Origin of the sequence: Paenibacillus xylanexedens (assembly GCF_001908275.1) — a bacterium.
Lineage (GTDB): Bacteria > Bacillota > Bacilli > Paenibacillales > Paenibacillaceae > Paenibacillus > Paenibacillus xylanexedens_A.
In genome coordinates, this window is record NZ_CP018620.1 from 432,069 (window position 1) to 450,263 (window position 18,195).

Annotated in this window: 18 protein-coding genes and 1 pseudogene; 11 read left to right on the plus strand and 8 right to left on the minus strand. The window is 46.9% G+C overall.

What is annotated here, in order from left to right; genetic code table 11:
* Positions 1 to 17 precede the first annotated feature (17 nt).
* Complete coding sequence (locus BS614_RS01735; protein ID WP_074092729.1) at positions 18 to 710, minus strand: Crp/Fnr family transcriptional regulator; 693 nt, start codon at positions 708 to 710, stop codon at positions 18 to 20.
* A 664-nt stretch (positions 711 to 1,374) separates the two neighbouring features.
* Between BS614_RS01735 and BS614_RS32510 the strand changes: the two genes are divergently transcribed.
* Complete coding sequence (locus tag BS614_RS32510; RefSeq protein WP_244898370.1) at positions 1,375 to 1,833, plus strand: methyl-accepting chemotaxis protein; 459 nt, start codon at positions 1,375 to 1,377, stop codon at positions 1,831 to 1,833.
* A gap of 148 nt (positions 1,834 to 1,981) precedes the next feature.
* On the opposite strand, the gene BS614_RS01745 is transcribed toward BS614_RS32510, so the two are convergent.
* Positions 1,982 to 3,418 (minus strand): alanine/glycine:cation symporter family protein, encoded by a 1,437-nt coding sequence (locus tag BS614_RS01745; RefSeq protein ID WP_074092731.1) that lies wholly within the window; start codon positions 3,416 to 3,418, stop codon positions 1,982 to 1,984.
* 329 nt (positions 3,419 to 3,747) lie between these two features.
* Between BS614_RS01745 and BS614_RS01750 the strand changes: the two genes are divergently transcribed.
* The gene (locus BS614_RS01750) at positions 3,748 to 4,677 is read left to right on the plus strand and encodes a response regulator (RefSeq protein ID WP_074092732.1); all 930 of its coding nucleotides are present in this window, start codon (positions 3,748 to 3,750) and stop codon (positions 4,675 to 4,677) included.
* A gap of 173 nt (positions 4,678 to 4,850) precedes the next feature.
* On the opposite strand, the gene BS614_RS01755 is transcribed toward BS614_RS01750, so the two are convergent.
* Positions 4,851 to 5,027, minus strand: coding sequence for an aspartyl-phosphate phosphatase Spo0E family protein (locus BS614_RS01755; protein WP_017691636.1), 177 nt, complete (start codon positions 5,025 to 5,027; stop codon positions 4,851 to 4,853).
* Positions 5,028 to 5,462: 435 nt separating this feature from the next.
* Here BS614_RS01755 and BS614_RS01760 point away from each other — a divergent pair, with 435 nt between their 5' ends.
* Together BS614_RS01760 and BS614_RS01765 are read left to right on the plus strand one after the other, a co-directional pair.
* Positions 5,463 to 6,086: an acetate uptake transporter gene (locus tag BS614_RS01760; RefSeq protein ID WP_036671640.1), complete on the plus strand. Its 624-nt coding sequence runs from the start codon at positions 5,463 to 5,465 to the stop codon at positions 6,084 to 6,086.
* Positions 6,087 to 6,290: 204 nt separating this feature from the next.
* The gene (locus BS614_RS01765; protein ID WP_026081401.1) at positions 6,291 to 6,803 is read left to right on the plus strand and encodes an acyl-CoA thioesterase; all 513 of its coding nucleotides are present in this window, start codon (positions 6,291 to 6,293) and stop codon (positions 6,801 to 6,803) included.
* A 41-nt stretch (positions 6,804 to 6,844) separates the two neighbouring features.
* Here the strand turns inward: BS614_RS01765 and BS614_RS01770 are convergent, their stop codons facing one another.
* Positions 6,845 to 7,783, minus strand: coding sequence for an anthranilate phosphoribosyltransferase (locus tag BS614_RS01770; protein WP_074092733.1), 939 nt, complete (start codon positions 7,781 to 7,783; stop codon positions 6,845 to 6,847).
* Position 7,784: 1 nt separating this feature from the next.
* On the opposite strand from BS614_RS01770, the pseudogene nirB reads away from it, so the two are divergent.
* The 4 genes and pseudogenes from nirB to cobA form a co-directional block, all read left to right on the plus strand.
* Positions 7,785 to 9,788 (plus strand): annotated as a pseudogene (gene nirB, locus BS614_RS01775) (nitrite reductase large subunit NirB); the annotation flags it as partial.
* Positions 9,789 to 9,804: 16 nt separating this feature from the next.
* On the plus strand, positions 9,805 to 10,122 hold the full coding sequence (nirD, locus tag BS614_RS01780; RefSeq protein WP_074092734.1) for a nitrite reductase small subunit NirD: 318 nt from the start codon (positions 9,805 to 9,807) through the stop codon (positions 10,120 to 10,122).
* Positions 10,123 to 10,159: 37 nt separating this feature from the next.
* Positions 10,160 to 11,041, plus strand: coding sequence for a formate/nitrite transporter family protein (locus BS614_RS01785; RefSeq protein ID WP_074092735.1), 882 nt, complete (start codon positions 10,160 to 10,162; stop codon positions 11,039 to 11,041).
* Positions 11,038 to 11,808: a uroporphyrinogen-III C-methyltransferase gene (gene cobA / locus BS614_RS01790; RefSeq protein ID WP_074092736.1), complete on the plus strand. Its 771-nt coding sequence runs from the start codon at positions 11,038 to 11,040 to the stop codon at positions 11,806 to 11,808. Before BS614_RS01785 ends, cobA begins: the two co-directional genes overlap by 4 nt.
* Positions 11,809 to 11,816: 8 nt before the next feature.
* Here the strand turns inward: cobA and BS614_RS01795 are convergent, their stop codons facing one another.
* Positions 11,817 to 12,455, minus strand: a complete 639-nt coding sequence (locus BS614_RS01795; protein ID WP_036671653.1) for a TetR/AcrR family transcriptional regulator — start codon at positions 12,453 to 12,455, stop codon at positions 11,817 to 11,819.
* Positions 12,456 to 12,650: 195 nt separating this feature from the next.
* Between BS614_RS01795 and BS614_RS01800 the strand changes: the two genes are divergently transcribed.
* Positions 12,651 to 13,418 (plus strand): SDR family NAD(P)-dependent oxidoreductase, encoded by a 768-nt coding sequence (locus BS614_RS01800; RefSeq protein WP_036612166.1) that lies wholly within the window; start codon positions 12,651 to 12,653, stop codon positions 13,416 to 13,418.
* A 575-nt stretch (positions 13,419 to 13,993) separates the two neighbouring features.
* Here BS614_RS01800 and BS614_RS01805 read toward each other — a convergent pair.
* The 3 genes from BS614_RS01805 to BS614_RS01815 form a co-directional block, all read right to left on the minus strand.
* Positions 13,994 to 14,281, minus strand: a complete 288-nt coding sequence (locus BS614_RS01805) for a hypothetical protein (RefSeq protein WP_370511430.1) — start codon at positions 14,279 to 14,281, stop codon at positions 13,994 to 13,996.
* A 137-nt stretch (positions 14,282 to 14,418) separates the two neighbouring features.
* Positions 14,419 to 15,756 (minus strand): sensor histidine kinase, encoded by a 1,338-nt coding sequence (locus BS614_RS01810; protein ID WP_074092737.1) that lies wholly within the window; start codon positions 15,754 to 15,756, stop codon positions 14,419 to 14,421.
* The gene (locus tag BS614_RS01815) at positions 15,756 to 16,433 is read right to left on the minus strand and encodes a response regulator transcription factor (RefSeq protein WP_074092738.1); all 678 of its coding nucleotides are present in this window, start codon (positions 16,431 to 16,433) and stop codon (positions 15,756 to 15,758) included. Before BS614_RS01815 ends, BS614_RS01810 begins: the two co-directional genes overlap by 1 nt.
* A 253-nt stretch (positions 16,434 to 16,686) precedes the next feature.
* Between BS614_RS01815 and BS614_RS01820 the strand changes: the two genes are divergently transcribed.
* Both BS614_RS01820 and BS614_RS01825 read left to right on the plus strand, forming a co-directional pair.
* Positions 16,687 to 17,505, plus strand: a complete 819-nt coding sequence (locus tag BS614_RS01820) for a polyphosphate polymerase domain-containing protein (protein ID WP_074092739.1) — start codon at positions 16,687 to 16,689, stop codon at positions 17,503 to 17,505.
* Positions 17,498 to 18,178, plus strand: a complete 681-nt coding sequence (locus tag BS614_RS01825; RefSeq protein ID WP_074092740.1) for a DUF4956 domain-containing protein — start codon at positions 17,498 to 17,500, stop codon at positions 18,176 to 18,178. Before BS614_RS01820 ends, BS614_RS01825 begins: the two co-directional genes overlap by 8 nt.
* Positions 18,179 to 18,195: the final 17 nt, after the last annotated feature.

The following is an 18,195-nucleotide window of genomic DNA, read 5'->3' on the forward strand; positions in this document are numbered from 1 at the left end:
CTTTATTTAAAATGCCATCACTCATATATATTGCCTCCCGCGATGACACGCAACTGTTCCAGATCACAGATAACAAGCTTTCGTTGCACTTTGTGAATAATATTTCGATTACACAGATCTTGAACGACTCTATTAAGATGCCTATAGCTGGTGCCCAGCATATCCGCCAGTTCGGTGAGCTTGGAGGTCTGGATCTCTTCCGAAGAGGACTCGTCCTGGCCCATTGTGGACAACAGATAGCTGGCAAATCGGCTCTCGACCGGATATAACATGTTCAGACTCGACAGGTTGGAGAAGGTATACAATTTGTGTGTAACTTGACTCAGCATAAAGTGGAGAAATTTAGGATTCTCTGCATAGGTATTCTGGAGAGCGCGATAACTGATACCCAGCAACAGGCTTTTGCTCACAGACTCTACCGTATTCATAGCCTCCTTGCCATTTACCAGTTCCAAATCTCCCACAAGCGCAAGTGGTGTACTGAAACGAAGCAACAGAGACTTGCCGTTAGGCAGGGTGGTATAGATCTTGAGCTTGCCCTGCACGAGAAAATACAATCGCTCGGGTCGCTCACCTTTGGCACATATCATCTCGCCCTTCGCAGCCTCAAGCAGTCGCAACTCCGCGAGTGCAGACTCGTCCAGCACCTGATCCAACCCATTCTCACGGGCAAGTTGCCGCACAAGTCCAAAGTCCATAATTTCCTTCATTCCGACTTCCCCTCCGTTGTCGTATATAACGTATGCAAAAGGACATATGTCCTATAATTGATATACACTCGTACAAATATCTTGATATAAAAATAGTTACAACTAACACTTATATCCAATAAATCAGTTCAAATGGTAAATATTTAAAAATTTAATCATAAAATGTTCATTCTTTCATACAAAATGCCGTTCACGAAAAGCCCTTTCCGTCCGATGAAAGATAGAGCATTCCATAGATCGATAAAAATAATACATTCAAATATTGAAAGGATGGTCCTCTTCCATGAACGTTGTAGATGCCCTGCTTAAAGTAATGCCTTATATCAGCCTGATCCTCAGAGAACCAGCTAGTTTAACTCTTTATGATCACGAAAAAGTATTAGATGTCATTATGACAGATAAATTTGATCTTGGTTTTGAAAAAGGAATGACACTTCTGGAATCGTATCAAAACTTTTCCATCTTAAAAAATGGAAGAGAAGCTACTCTATCTACTCTTTCCAAGGAAGTTTATGGTATCGAACTGGATATTTTGAACATTCCGATCTTTGATGATCACCAGAACGTTGTTGCTGTTTTCTGTGTATCTTACGACCAATCTAACCAGAACCAACTTGAGGATATTATACAAGAAAATCAAACCATCAATGGTAACCTCGTTGATATGGTGCAACATGTCGCCGCTCATGCCGAAGAATTGCAAGCAACCAGTGAACAGATCTTGCAGAACACAAGACTTGCTGTTCAGAACTCTTCCCAAATCAACAAAGTAGCCGGGTTCATTCGTGAAATCTCTGAACAAACCAACTTGCTTGGCCTGAATGCCGCTATTGAAGCCGCTCGCGTTGGTGAGGCAGGCGCTGGCTTCGGCGTGGTGGCATCCGAAGTACGCAAACTCTCTGTGGATGCCAAACAAGCTACAAGTGATATCGATACCAGCCTGAGAGATGTACAACAGGTCATCAAACAGATGGAAGTTGAAGTCTCACAGATAGCAGCCTCTTCACAGGAACAAGCAACGCTTGTAGCATCCTTTACGGATGTTATTGAGCAGCTTAACGAAACAGGGGCACGAATGAAAACTCTATCCGAACAACTAATCAGTTACTCAGTTAAAAAGTAATCAAAATATATCTTTTGATGAACTTTCGCTAGTGCAAAGAAACATTTTATATGCAACAAACAGGACTCGGGTTGCCCATGATGGATAATCCAAGTCCTGTTGTTTGTTGTGCCCATTTGTATATAACCAACTACATTCAGATAAAATCTTAATTGGCTACATGTATTGATTTATCTCCAATAACTTCTTCTTCCGACTGCCAGCATTCCACTTCACCCGGAATATGAATTCGGTCCCGGGTAAAGACGGGATCACGTCCTTCAGCCTTTTGTTTCTTGTAGTCCTTCAACGCTTCGAAAGTCACCTTGGACAGCATCAGAATTGCAATCAGGTTCACCACCACCATGAGCCCCATGAACAGGTCAGCCAGATCCCATACCAGCTGCACTTTGGCTACCGCACCAAACACCACCATCGCGATAACGCAAATACGGTATACCCACAGCCAGACTTTGTTGGATTTGATAAACTCAATGTTGGTTTCTCCGTAGTAATAATTTCCGATTAGTGTACTGAAGGCAAACAGGAACACCATAACCGCCAAGAATCCCGATGCCCATGAACCAATATGTACACTTAATGCTGCCTGAGTTAACTCAATGCCACCCAGATCGGAACCTTTGTACACCCCGGATAACAAAATAATCATGGCTGTGCTTGTACATATCACTAACGTATCTGTAAGCACGCCAAATGCCTGAATAAGTCCCTGTTTCACTGGATGTGTTGTATCCGCCGTTGCAGCAGCATTCGGGGCGCTACCCATCCCCGCCTCATTGGAGAACAATCCACGTTTCACACCGTTCATCAGTGCAGCGCCCAACGTTCCGCCAGCCACCTGTTCAATGCCGAAGGCATTTTTGACGATCAATGCAATCATGGCCGGAAGCTGGGTAATGTTCGCCAACACCACAAAAGCCGCTACCCCAATGTACAATACAGCAAGCACAACGACAATGTATTCCGACGCTTTGGCAATCCGTTTGACACCGCCCATAATAATTCCTGCAAATACCACGGCCATAATGATCCCTACCGTTAACCGATCCGTTCCAAATGAGTTCTCAAATGCAACGGTAATCGTGTTAGACTGCACCGCATTAAAGACCAAACCGAATGAAAGTGTGATGAGAATGGCAAATAAAATCCCCATCCAGCGCTTTCCTAGCCCACGCTCCATATAATACGCCGGACCCCCGCGGAATCCGCCCTTATCCTTCACTTTATAGATCTGAGCCAGCGTGCTCTCCACAAAACTGGAGGCAGAACCAATAATCGCAATAACCCACATCCAGAATACAGCCCCGGGTCCCCCCAGTGCGATCGCCAGTGCAATACCGGTAATATTGCCTGTGCCTACACGGGCCGCCATACTAATACAGAACGCCTGAAAAGGTGAAATTTTGCCTGGTTCCTTGCTTTTCGGCTCTAGAAGCACCTTCACCATATCTCCAATCATGCGGAATTGCATGAATCGGGTCTTGGTGGTGAAGTATATACCACATACTACCAATAGTATAATTAACACTTTGGACCATAGAAAATCATTGAAAATGACGACAATATCTTGTATTGTTTGCTCCATCGGTATGCCCCTTTTTATGGTGTATTTCAAGCACAGAGATGGTCACGTGAAAAGTTTGTACCATTCTGCACAACACTAGCCCCAGACTTCGGGATGTTACTTATACTACAAGGGCATCTACGAAAATCGACAAATACCTACATGCAATTCCTACATTTATTTTAAAAACGGGCTTTGATCGCCCAAACATTGTCATAGAACCTGACATGTCAGGTTCTATGCAAGAAGGAAAGGAACGATTACACTGGAACGAGAGTTCATGGCGGAGTTAACCGCCTTTACCATAGATTTATCAATCACACCATTCGCAGAGAAAGGGAATGACTGACATGCGTTATTTTATCGTGGATGATGATCCTGGCGTTCGTTCCATGTTGATGGATATTATTGAGGATGAAGGCCTTGGCGATATTGCTGGGGAAGCTGAGGACGGAGCACATATTCACGCGGAACTGTTGGAGCTGCATAAGGTGGATGTCCTGCTGATTGATCTGCTGATGCCCCAACGAGACGGGATTCAGACCGTGCGAGCGCTTGAAGGAAGGTTCGAGGGCAAGATCGTCATGATCTCCCAGATCGAGTCGAAAAATATGATCGGCGAAGCCTATTCACTAGGCATTGAATATTATATTACGAAGCCGATTAACCGGTTGGAGATTCTATCTGTTCTGCGGCTGGTGAGCGAAAGGCTTCGGATGCAGCAATCCATCGCAGATATTCAGCGGACATTGCAGGGATTATCCAGTTTGAATTCTACCGAACGTGCTGCGGCTCCGGTTCCGGACAAAACAATTACTACAGCAGGACATTTCCTGCTGTCCGAGATGGGCATGATCGGCGAAGCGGGTAGCAGGGATCTGCTGGACATGCTGGAATATCTGGAACAGGTAGAGACAGATGAACATAAGCTGTCGCCCTATACATTCCCGTCCCTCAAGGACATCTTCCAGAACGTAGCGATACGCAAGCTGGGAGACAACGCATCACTCGCAGAGGTGAACAAGGAGATCAAGGCATCGGAACAACGTGTGCGCAGAGCCATCTTCCAGACTCTGAGTCATGTGGTGTCTCTGGGATTAACAGATTATACACATCCCAAGTTCGAGAACTATGCATCCAAATTTTTTGATTTCACCGAAATTCGCAAGAAAATGCTGGAGCTGCAAAACAATGTGGAGCCTTCCTTGTCCCAGACACGCATTAATACGAAAAAATTCGTACAGGTTCTATACTTGGAAGCCAAACGATTGCTGCATTAAACAGGTAGATGATTGATATTTAGCAAAACAAACGGGCATGAATATTATGCCGGTATGGTACCGCCTCTTCAACCGAGGCTATCCATTCCGGCCATATTCATGCCCGTCTGTACGATCAAGTGTTACTTATCTATGTGATTCGTTCTGTATTTAAAATCAAAATCCCTTCGGGTTCAGGCCCGTGAATGGTTTCGGCTAATTCGGTTATACTCATTAATCAATTCGTCCAATGCCATAGACTGCCGAATCACATCGGGATGCCCAAGACCACCCTTGTTATGCTCTACCAGCATATGAAGGTTATGTCTGGCCTTCTCTATTTTATTTTTCAAATCCAAACTCATAACCATGACCCCTGATACCTCCTTATTCTGTGAACCATTTTAGTTTTTCCTGTCAATCTATAGTTGGATTAACATATGGCATAGGAGACAAGGATGTTTTGTATTCTTCTCCAAATTTTGATAAAGATTATTTTATCACACTAGAGCTTATCCGAAAATGGCTGATATGACGCAATTTTAGTGGTAATAACGAGGGTTGGCTTCTAGCGTCTGGCCTCATCATTCACCGCCAGAACGGATTGTGTCGTAAATGTGTATATTGAAAAAACAAAAAGTCTATTGGTTCAAAAGGTAATAAAATCCCTTTCCATAATGGGGTCATTCAGGTACAATAGGGCGATGTGTGTGTCCGGACCCGGCGGATACAAATGATGTAATTTAGAGGATGGCCAACGACGGCCATTGATCCTGATTTGATATTATTGGAGGCTTATCATCACCATGCAGACCGATTCACAGACTAAAGTCAAAATTGTTAACGCCGATCCCAGCGCAATGGGATTATTTGGGTTGGCTATCGTAACCTTGGTCGCTTCTTCCCAAAAGCTTGGCATTACAGAAGGACTTAGCTACGCTATTCCTTGGGCGATCTTCCTGGGTGCTTTTGCCCAGCTATTCGCATGTATTCAAGATTCCAAACGTAACAACACCTTTGGCACAACGGCTTTTGGCGCGTACGCATTCTTCTGGTTTGCCATGGCTGCCAACTGGATGATCAAAATGGGCGTATTTGGCTCCACGCTCGCTGAACAGGCCGATGGCAAGCAGCTCGGATTTGCTTTTGCCGGATACCTCGTATTCACCCTGTTCATGACGATCGGTGCTATTGAAGCGAATAAAGTATTGCTTATCATCTTCATTCTGATTGACTTCCTGTTCCTTGGCTTGACCTTTGACGCTTTCGGCGTAGCTCCTCACATTTTCCACACCATTGCAGCTTATGCTGAACTGGCGATCGGAATTGTGTCCCTGTATGGTACAGGTGCTTCGGTACTGAACGCTCACTTCGGGTATGCGTTCTTGCCGATCGGCAAACCGTCCGGCATTTTCAAACCCAAGGCTTAATATACAGCAGTAAACCGCCAGCGCGCCGGTCCGCGCCTGGCGGTTTTTTTGCAGCCTGACTTCATTGAATATGTATCTGACCGACACCTATACTAGGGATAATAGACCCAAAAAAGACCCTGCAACACACGAAATGTCACAGCAGCCATACTGTAAGGAGGAAAAAACATGAGAGAGATACCGAAACCAACGGAGATGGATCAGGTGGAGAAAAAATATGTACGCGAAACACGTTGTTTCAAGACGGCACGGGTGTTCCCAACCGATGTCAACAATCATAATACGTTATTCGGCGGCAAGCTGATGTCCTACATCGATGATATTGCATCCATCGCCGCTTCCAAGTTATGCCGGGTCAATACAGTAACGGCTTCAACCGACTCGGTCGACTTCTTGTACCCTATTAACCCGACGGATTCGGTTACACTTGAATCGTTCGCGTCCTGGACAGGACGAAGTTCTATGGAGATTTTTGTGAAGGTGATTCGAGAGGATCTGAAGACCGGAGAGAAGAAAATTGCAGCGACGGCATTTCTGACCTTTGTGGCCTTGGACGAAAATAATCGCAAACTGATCGTACCCCGCATTATCCCGGAGACGGAAGAAGAGAAGAAACTATACGAGACCGCTCCGGATCGGGCGGCCATGCGGAAACAACGGCGGGAAGAGAGCAAGAAATTCGCTGACTTCCTGACCGTTACTTATCCTTGGGAATAAAAACACGCTCAAAAATAACAAGATTGAACACCAGCATTACATTATCTGGACGATGCCGGATAGATGGACACCGCTCTGCTATCCGGCAGTTCGCCACCCATGGAGACACACCACTGTTGGTAGAGGCGATATGCTGCCCCACTCTCCAGCAATCCCTGACAAGTGTATATGCCCTCTTCGATGGAATTGACACGCCCCGCCACGTATAAGCGGAAACCTCCATTTAACAAAACCTGATTCACAAAAGCAATATGACCCTCACCGCTTAATACACTTTCCGCCACTTCAAGCTGCTTCGCAGCCGTCCAGACCAGTTCCGGCACGGGCATATCCAGTTCATAGGCTGCAGGATCAACCAATTCCAACTTCATATCGCCGTCTTCCACAACGTATACGCGGGTTGGCCGATCAATATACAGGTCCTCAGAACCTTCCATCCCCTGTACAACATAAGCACGCAGATAGTTAAACCGGGTGAGCAACTTCGCAATCCGATCCAGGAAGGTATTATGAAACACACCAAACACCAGATACGGTGAATGGTTATAATCAATCAGTTTCTCTGCTGTGTTAAACACCGTTCGAAAGCCCAACTCTTCCCGTAACGGACGAAGCTTACGAAGAGGTGCGCACCAATCCTCGGAGGACACGTACATGACACCCGAACGCAATGCAGCGCTCCGGGCATCTTCCCGATCCATCTTGTGTGTATCAATGCCCACTTCCTTCAAAAGTACAGACAACGTGACGCCCCACTTGGGTGGTAAAGGATCACTCCCATGTAAAGTCACCGGCAACCCAGCCGCCGCGAGTACAAATGCAACCGGAAACGTGGCCATGAACGACTTTGTCCGTCCATCATAAGGACCCGCGCAATCTAATCCATCCTGAAATATGGAGAAACGTTCCGCACTGTTACGACAAGCATGAACAAAAGCTTCCAGTTCCTCGACGTTTTCCATTTTCATACGTTCAGCCATTAGAAACGCAGCCGTCATTGGAGGTGGATTGCTAGGACTGGAAGCAGCGCGGGGGCTGCTCAATCTGGGCATGGACGTCACAGTCATCCATATTAACGGTCATCTGATGGACCGGAACCTGGATCTCCCGGCAGGACTGATGCTCCAGCGTGAGCTCGAAGATCAGGGCATGAAGTTCCTTTTGAACAAACATACCGAAGAAATCACAGGCAAACAACGAGTAAAAGCCATTCGTTTTACTGATCAAACGGTGCTTGAAGCGGATCTGGTTGTCATGGCTGTCGGGATTCGCCCTCAGATTGAACTGGCTCGCAATACCGGTCTCGATGTGAATCGTGGAGTCATTGTGGATGATTATATGCATACCAGCATCCCTAGTATATCTGCCGTCGGCGAATGTGCAGAACACCGCGGTATTGCCTACGGACTGGTTGCTCCATTATATGAACAAGGTATGGTGCTCGCAAAACGCCTGGCTGGCGCGGCAACCGAAGGATACGTAGGTTCAGTCACTTCTACCAAACTGAAAGTATCCGGTGTGGACGTATTCTCTGCCGGACAATTCAAAAACGCTGCGGACACTCGCAGCATTCGTATTCAGGATGACGTTGATGGTGTGTACAAAAAGATGGTGATCAAAGACGGACAGCTGATCGGAGCTGTATTGTTCGGGGATACCACGGATGGCGCATCGCTGTTTTCCCTCATTAAGAGTGGTGAGAACATCAGTGGTCGGGAGAAAGAAATTTTGCTCGGTGTACCTTCCGGTGGTTCAGGCTCGGGTCCATCTGTCGCAGAACGAATGGCGAGTATGCCGGATGACGAGATCGTCTGTGGTTGTAACGGTGTGACCAAAGCTTCCATCGGGGACGCCGTTCTGAATAAAGGCTGTAATACACTCGGTGCAATCAAATCCTGTACCAAAGCTTCCGCTTCTTGCGGTGGGTGCAAACCTATTATCGAAAACCTGCTCACATATTATGCCGGTGATAATGTAGGTGAACAGACTAAAGAAGGCATCTGTGGCTGTACATCCTATGATCGGGATGAGATTGTTGCACAGATCAAGGAGATGGGACTCAAAAGCATCAAGGAAGTCATGAATGTTCTCGGTTGGAATGAACCGGAAGGTTGCTCCAAGTGCCGCCCTTCCCTCAACTATTATCTCGGTATGATCTGGCCGGCTGAATACACAGATGAGCGTGTATCCAAGTTCACCAATGAACGTTATCACGCCAACATCCAGAAGGACGGTACCTACTCCGTTATTCCACGGATCTATGGTGGTGTCACTTCCCCGGCGGAATTGATCAAGATTGCAACTGTCGCAGAGAAATATGATGTGCCGTTGGTGAAATTCACGGGTGGACAACGACTCGATCTGCTTGGTGTACAGAAGGAGAACTTGCCAAAGATCTGGGAAGAACTCGATATGCCTTCCGGTTTCGGGTATGGTAAGGCGCTTCGTACGGTGAAGACTTGTGTAGGTAATACGTTCTGCCGATTCGGCACACAGGATTCCATTGAGATGGGTATTCGTCTAGAGAAAAAACTCGACAAGATGGTGGCTCCAGCCAAAGTGAAACTCGCTGTCTCTGGATGTCCGCGGAACTGTGCCGAAGCGACCATCAAGGATCTGGGTGTTGTCGCCATTGATGGCGCTTGGGAGATTCATGTTGGTGGTAACGCGGGAGTCAAGGTTCGTGCAGCCGAACTACTCTGTACGGTGAAGACCGATGCCGAAGTGGAAGAGTGGACTTATTCTTACCTGCAATATTATAGAGAGAACGCAAAATGGAATGAGAGAACAGCGGCATGGATTGAACGGGTAGGTCTGGATCATGTGAAGGAAGCTTTGGCGGATCGGGATGTACGTCTCGCTCTGGTCGAACGCCTGGAAGTTACACTGGGTCACACGGTTGATCCTTGGAAAGAAATCATTCAAGACGAGAAATTGCGTAAAAACTTCACCCCACTGTCCGGTGCCGAGCCGGTAACCCACTAGAAGAGGAGGAACAGCGATGAACAAATTCCGGATTGGACACCTTGCAGATATTGATGAAAAGGGAGCACGGACCTTCCTGATACAGGATACCGAAATTGCAGTCTTCAAACTGAGCGACGGAAGTCTGCACGCCGTCGAGAATCGCTGCCCTCACAAGGGCGGCAAGCTGTCGGAAGGCATGGTGTGCGGGACAGCGGTTCATTGTCCTTTGCATGATTGGAAGATTGATCTGCGTAACGGTAAGGTACACGAGCCCGATGAAGGCTGCTTGAATACCTACAAAACAGAAGTAGACGGCAACAGCGGAGAAATCTACATCACAATTGCGGGTTAAAGGCTAGAGATACCCTGACATCAAGGAGGCGTGCGCTATGGATTTTGTTAAACCTGCAGAAGTGCTGCAATCGATGATCGAAGCTGGTGAGAGCAAAGCCAGAATGAATCGGGTACAGATGCTGATCCGCGGTTTTCTGGCGGGGGCTATCCTTGCCTTTGCAACCACACTGGCATATACCGCTGTATCTCAAACTTCCGTTGGTTTGGCAGGTGCACTGATATTCCCGGCGGGATTTGTCATCATTATTCTGCTGGGTCTCGAATTGGTGACAGGAAACTTTGCGATGCTTCCACTCGCAGTGTTGAAACGTAGAATTACATGGATGGATATGCTCCGAAATTATTTCTGGGTGATCACAGGACATCTGCTCGGATGTGCATTCTATGCTCTGTTGTACGGCTTGACCATTACCAAGATGGGTACGGATATGAGCAACCCTCTAATTCAAACGCTGATCCAGACCAGTGAAACCAAAACATTGGGATATCAGCACTTGGGTGGGGCTGGCATTGTACTGGTCACCATCAAAGCCATTCTATGTAACTGGATGGTCACACTCGGGGCAGTGATGGCAATGACGTCCACTTCTACACTGGGCAAAATCGTAGCGATGTGGCTGCCCATTACCATATTTTTCGCTCAGGGATTTGAGCATGCTGTGGTAAATATGTTCGTCATTCCGGCAGGCATGATGCTCGGTGCACAGGTCAGTGTCGCTGACTGGTGGCTGTGGAATCAGATCCCGGTGTTGGTCGGTAACCTCATTGGCGTAGCTGTATTTACAGGCCTCGGTCTATATGCTGCACACCACTGGGGGAATCCAGTGAAACTATCGACCAAACTGGCAACCATTCAGGGCGGGCGTTCAGGATTAGCAAGTTCCGATGCTGCATCCAAATTGGGGACACGATCATGAGCCGGGGCCTGGTTAGTATTGTTGGCGCTGGTCCTGGAGATCCGGATCTGATTACGGTAAAAGCCCTGAAACGTATTCAGTCCGCAGATGTCATTATGTATGATCGGCTTGTGAATGATGAATTGCTTGCTGAAGCTCGTGAAGGAGCACTCCGCATCTACTGCGGCAAGGCTCCAGGCCTTCACTCCATGAGTCAGGAGATGATTGGACGGATGCTGGCTGCACATGCAGCGGAAGGCAAACAAGTCGTAAGACTCAAGGGTGGCGATCCGTTCATCTTTGGCCGTGGTGGTGAAGAAGCGCTTGTGCTGGCGGAAGCAGGGATTGCATTCGAGATCATTCCTGGCATCACTTCAGCTGTAGGTACATCCGCTTCATCCCTTATTCCGTTAACCCATCGCGGGGTTGCTTCATCGTTCGCATGTGTCACGGGAACCGGCAGTGACGGAAGTGTATCTTCGGTCCGCTGGGATCTGCTTGCCCATAGTGTGGATACACTGGTCATCTACATGGCTATTAGCCAACTGCCCCAGATCCAACATGAATTGCTTCACCATGGCAAAAGCGGACACACCCCTGCGGCTTTAATCGAACGTGGAACCACTTCGGAGGAGCGCATTATTACCGGCACACTTGCCGAACTCCACTCCCTCGCCCTGTCACATCAAGTGAATAACCCGGCATTAATTATGGTCGGCGAGTCGGTCCTGATCCGCGAACAGTTGCTTCAGATGCAACAGGCCGCTAATGCCTCCATGACCGGATAATCCGGTACTTAATCCAATAGCATACGCTCGTGAATAGTCCGACCCTTCTGCCCTGGTTCAATCAGCAGACGGGTCGGTTTGATGTTAATCAGCGCCGTAAGCTGCTCCCCCATATAATGCGCAGAATACTTGAATCCAATCTCTGCCCAATGCATGATTACACCTACCGTTGCAGATACCAGATAACTTAACATGATGTCGTAATTAATCGTCCATTCACTATCCTCGGTCACCAATACAAAATCTTCGGTTAGATACGTTCTAAACATATTGCACAGTCGGGAGCTCATATCTGAATGCATCGTTATTAATGCACGAAAGATATCCTGATGGGCTTCAATATATTCGAATACAGGCATCGTGGATGGCAGCAATACAGTCATGTCCACTTCTTTGAGCTGTGCATATGGTTCTGCATAAGCTCGCCCCACTCCCTGCATGAAATCATCCAGAATGAACTGCAACAACTCCGGTTTGCCGGGAAAATGTAAATAGAAGGTTCCCCGGTTGTAATCCGCCCGTTCCGTAATATCCCGGATTGTGAGGGCATCCGCTCCCTTCTCCAATATCAAAGAAACCGCCGCAGCGATGATCGCATCCTGCGTTCTTCGTGCTCTCCGGTCCTGAGGATGTTCAATGATCAACATTTTCGCCTCCTTTGTTCATTATTGTAATATAAATGAACACCGCTTACACCTCTGTCCGATAGCTGACATATGCGCTGTCAATGATTATTGTCACATTGCTATGTATATCTTAACATTGAGACAGGAAAGATAGACGACAGGTTGAAACTTTTTTTGAGAAATACCTGCCAATAATGAATAAGGAGCGGATATATCATGAGTACATCTTATACACATACAGCCGTTATTACAGGAGCAGCCGGAGGCATTGGTAAAGAATTGGCACGCCGCCTGGCTGAGCGCAAAATCAACTTGGTTCTGGTGGACCTGAATGAAGAAGCCATCCAACAGACGATTACTGATCTGAACCTCGACAAAGAGCACGTCATCGCCGTAAAAGCGAACGTATCCCAAGAAGCAGACGTGAAAAACTATGTGCAAAAAGCATTGGATGCTTTTGGCCGAATCGATTATTTTGCCAACAATGCCGGTATTGAAGGTCCAACAGGACTGATCGAAGACCTGAGTGTTGAAGCACTCGACACCGTATATAACGTCAACATTCGTGGGGTATTCCTGGGTCTGCAAAATGTCATTCCAGTGATGAAAAAACAAAAATCCGGTGCGATTCTTAATACCTCTTCCCTCGCGGGTCTGATGGGTGCACCTGCTGTTTCTCCATATATTATGTCCAAACATGCCGTAGTTGGCCTCACGCGTACCGCTGCCAATGAACTGGCACCTTATAATATTCGGGTTAACGCTGTATTGCCAGGTACAATCAATACACGCATGATGCGCCAGATCGAAGCAAATTCCGGTAACGTGGAAGACTATCAATCAGCAACCGTGTCCAGCATTCCAATGGGCCGTTACGGCGAACCGGAAGAAGTCGCTGCGGTAATGAACTTCCTGTTGTCCGAAGAAGCATCCTATGTAACAGCTTCCCTCTACACCGTAGATGGCGGTATGGTGGGTCAATAAGAAGCTGTAAACTGTAGGATCCGGTCCGATAGAACTTCAAGTCCATCCTTAGAAAAGTTATACCGACAGGTGTTCCCGAAGGAATGCCTGGTCGCTACAATCTAAAAAAGGCCTCAACACCACAGTAATGTGGAGTTGAGGTCTTTTTTACAGTACAACACTTGCCATGCATTAGGCTGCATCTGTGAGATTTCACTTTTGAAACAGCCATTTAACGTCTCGTTGCACTCTGTCATACTCTAACGAACCTAGGATACCTTATATCGGTTAATAGAGCTTATTTCCCGAACTAACGAATCTCAGAAACGCTAATTCCGCAGAAATGCTGCAATTGCACCGAAAATTCCTGTAATCCAGAGAATAACGTGTCTCAGATTCGTCAAATTCTCGACCGAGCGAGAAATGACCGAATAGCGCATGTGAGATTCGTTAGATTTTGCCCGGATCACAGAAAGGCTTAATCGCTGGACTGAACACCTTTGCACACCAATAATCTAGCCCCTCATGCGCCGATCATCGATACAAAATCTCATTAAACCTCACGCCACAGTCCAAGCTCCAAATCCACACTTAACTTAATCTACGTATCCCGCGTGACCCTTGTCCATCAAGTAGTCCATCTCCGCATCCAGGATGCTTTCCACGGTCAACTCATCCAGCTTCACATCTTTACGACTAAGGATATAGTCAGCCAGATCATCGCCGTCAATATCCACATCGTTACCTTTGGAATTTTCGTGCGCCTTGTTGATGTACGCTTGCTCATGCTTCAACACAAGAGCGATATTCGCCTGGCTTGCCTTCGTTTTATCTGCAATATATTGCATCATTTCTTGTTCATTAATTGCGTTTGCTTCTGCCACGTTCAGTCATCTCCTTGATTCATACATACTGTTGCCATTGTAGCATAGGTTAACCCATTACAGGCAGAACTTATGCCTGACGAACGATTATAGAGCGGTATCGAAGGTTAGTGTGGAGCCAGCTCATCACTCCACCCCTACGACAACCGCACGTAAAATGTAGCACCCTCTCCGACCACGCTTCGAGCGTACAACTCTCCTTTGTGCTGATCCACAATGGAACGAGCAATCGCCAGCCCCAGTCCATGCCCACCATGCTTGCGAGCTCTTGAAGAATCGGTACGATAGAATCGATCAAAGATCCGATCCAGATGTTCCGGCGCAATGCCTTCCCCTGTATTGGACACGGCCAGCACGATATCATTATTCTGTTTCTGGAGGGTGACGTTTACCGACCCTTTGGGACCGGAATACTTCACAGCATTATCGAGCAGGATCAGAATGACCTGTTTGATCTGCTCACTGTTCCCATGAACTGTAAGATTCGGCTCAATGTTGTAATCGAGGGAGATGTTTTTCTCAAAAATAACGGCCTCCATTGGCAAAATAATACTCTCTACCGCATCGCTCATATTAAACTTCGCATGAATCATCGTGGAGCGTGAGTCGTCCATCTGTGTCAGATAGAGCAGATCATTCGTAAGCCCGGTCATGCGCTCGGTTTCCGACTTGATATAGTGCAGCCACTTCGCCTGGTTTGCTATTGTATCCTCCTGATTCGCAAGCAGTACGTCAGCATTGGTATTGATGATCGCCAGAGGTGTCTTCAGCTCATGTGAAGCATCACCGATGAATTGTTTTTGCTTCTCAAACGCTTCTCTGACTGGTGCAATGGATCGATTGGCAAAATAACGGCTCAGGAAGTAGATCACAATCAACATGATTAATCCAACAACAACAAATGTATAGATCAGATTCGTCAGAATGCCTTGTTGTGCCGTCACATCAATGAATACAATCATATGCCCGTCACCGCTCGGATCAACTACATAGGCCCAGTCCGTTCCATCAAGCGTAAATTGTCCCGTCTGCCGTTCCGAATCACCAACTTTATTCTGGTCAACCTTTTGCAGCGCCTCCGTATAAAACGTATCTTCCATATCAAATTGAGAATGCGTATCCGTAACCTTCCACTGGTCATCCGTCTTGATCATGAACGAAACGGAACGTGCCGGAGGTGAGTTGGGATCACCCCATGGTCTTCCATTATCACCACCCATGGCATCGGAGGGCAACGAACCTGAATTTGAACCTGTACCAGAGTCCGTCCCCATCCCCCCATCTTCCCCACGCAGCATCTTGGATGAATTATAAGGACCGTGATAGAAATCAGACATCTTGTACAACTCCATATTTGTCTCACGTTGCACATTCTGATACGTAATCGTATAGATCGTCGCAAATGCCACCAGCATCATAATAGATATGGACACCAGATTCACGATCAGGAATCGATTTCGGAGTTTCTTGAACATCAGGACGTCACCTCAAGCACGTACCCCACACCCCGAATCGTGTTAATGCGGACAGCAGAGTTCAGGAAGGTTAATTTTTTGCGTAAAAACGAGATGTACACCTCCACATTGTTATACTCCACTTCCGAATCAAATCCCCATAACTTCTCAATAATCTGCTCTTTGGAAGTTATCGCCTGTTTGCGGGCAATCAACAGCTCCAGCAGTTCATTCTCCTTCAAATTCAGCTTGATCTCCTTACCCTGTACGCTCAGCTTCAATTGGGTTGTATTCAGCTCAATGTCGCCAAACTTCAACCCATCCTCGGGAACCACTTCGCCCTTCCGTCGTAAAGCTGCACGAATCCGGGCCAGCAATTCCTCTGTGGCAAAAGGCTTGGCGATATAATCATCGGCACCATAATCGAGGCCTGTGACTTTGTCCAATAGTTCACCCTTGGCAGTAAGCAGAATGACAGGCGTATGATTGCCTTCACTGCGAAGTTTCTTCAGGACGGTGATCCCGTCCATCTCCGGCATCATGATGTCGAGTAGTAACAGGTCGTAGATGCCGCTCTGCGCATAATCGAGTCCTGATCTGCCGTCGTGGACCATGTCCACGGAGTAGTTGTTTTTTTTCAAAATCTGCGATACAGCCTCTGCCAAATGAACCTCATCTTCCGCAATTAATATTCTCATGCTCTATTCATTCCTCTGCTTGAATTATTTCTCTCAATGGGCTTGTTTTATATGTTCTTATTCTATCAATTAAACCTTGAATCAATCTTAATGCATTTTGTGCACGCGTACTATTATAGGAAGGTAAAAAAATGTTAACGCAATGTAAAATCATTTAAGATTCATTCAAGGTTGGCGCTCTAAGATACAGACATGGAAGCAATACACGATGCAACAAAACATACAACCCACCAACGAAAGGAATGAGTCCCACATGGCTATTGAAGTATTCAATCGATACGAGAGCAAATACCTTCTGACGGATGAGCAGTACGCACATTTCTACAACGACCTGCTGAAATACATGGAGCTGGATGCCTACAACAAGAAACATGAGTACTACTCCATCAGCAACCTGTACTTCGACACTCCACAGGATTCCCTGATTCGCGCCAGTCTCTCCAAACCAAAATACAAGGAGAAGCTGAGACTACGGGCTTATGGAGTACCTGAAGAGAATGCCAAGGTGTATCTGGAGATCAAAAAGAAAGTATTTGGCCTGGTGAACAAGCGCAGAACAGCCTTGAAGCTGGATGAAGCTTACGAATTTGTCCGTTCGGGACAGGCACCGGAGCTGGCGGATTATATGAACAAACAGGTTGTGGAGGAGATCAAATACTTCCTTCGCCTCTACGATCTGGAACCGAAAGTGTATCTGGCGTATGAACGCAAAGCACTCTTCGACAAGAACAGCCGGGATCTCCGCATTACCTTTGACACCAACATTCGCAGCCGCAGATACGATCTGAAGCTGGAACAGGGAGATTACGGTGAACCGCTGGTGAAGGACGGTCGATGGCTGATGGAAGTGAAAGCCGAGAAAACCGTTCCGCTGTGGCTCTCGCAATTGCTCTGTGAGCATGGTCTCTACCGCACCGGATTTTCGAAATATGGCAACGAGTTCAGACATCTGGTGAGAACAACCAACCTGAATTACCAGACGGAGCGCATTCTTGTGCCAGGTACCGATTTCGCCCCATCCATAGAACAAGAACAATTAATTAGAGAAAGAGAGAGTGTAATATATGCTTGATTCCATCTTCAACTCAGCTTTGACCGATACCAATTTAACGTTTAACAACGCAGTCATCACCATTGGTCTTGCCATCATTCTGGGGTTAATCATCAGCCTCACCTACATGAAGACTAACCAAAGCACATACTCCCAGAGCTTTACCTTAACGATGGTTGTCCTGCCCGTCATTGTAGCCATCATCATTCTGCTCATCGGCAGCAACATCGCTCGAGCATTCAGCTTGGCAGGTGCCTTCTCGATCATCCGATTCCGCAGTGCACCTGGTGATCCGAAGGACATTGCTTATGTATTGTTCACGATGGCTTCCGGTCTTGCCTGCGGTGTAGGCGCTTTTGGATACGCGGTTCTGTTCACCATTATCCTGTGTGTGCTGATGTTTGTCCTGAGTCGCTTCAACTTCGGCGGCAAGAAGAGTCAGCTGAAAACGCTGAAAGTCACCATTCCCGAGAACTTGAGCTATGAAGAAGCACTTAATGAAGTGTTCCATAAATTCAACGTACCATTTGATCTGAAAAAAATCAGAACGACCGAACTCGGCAGTCTATATGAGCTGGTCTACAGTGTAACCATTCACGAAAGTGTTAGCCAAAAGGAATTCCTCGATGCGATCCGCACACGGAACGGCAATCTGGATATCTCATTAACCATGAGTCCAACAACGGAATATTAATTTGTAATTGGAAGGGA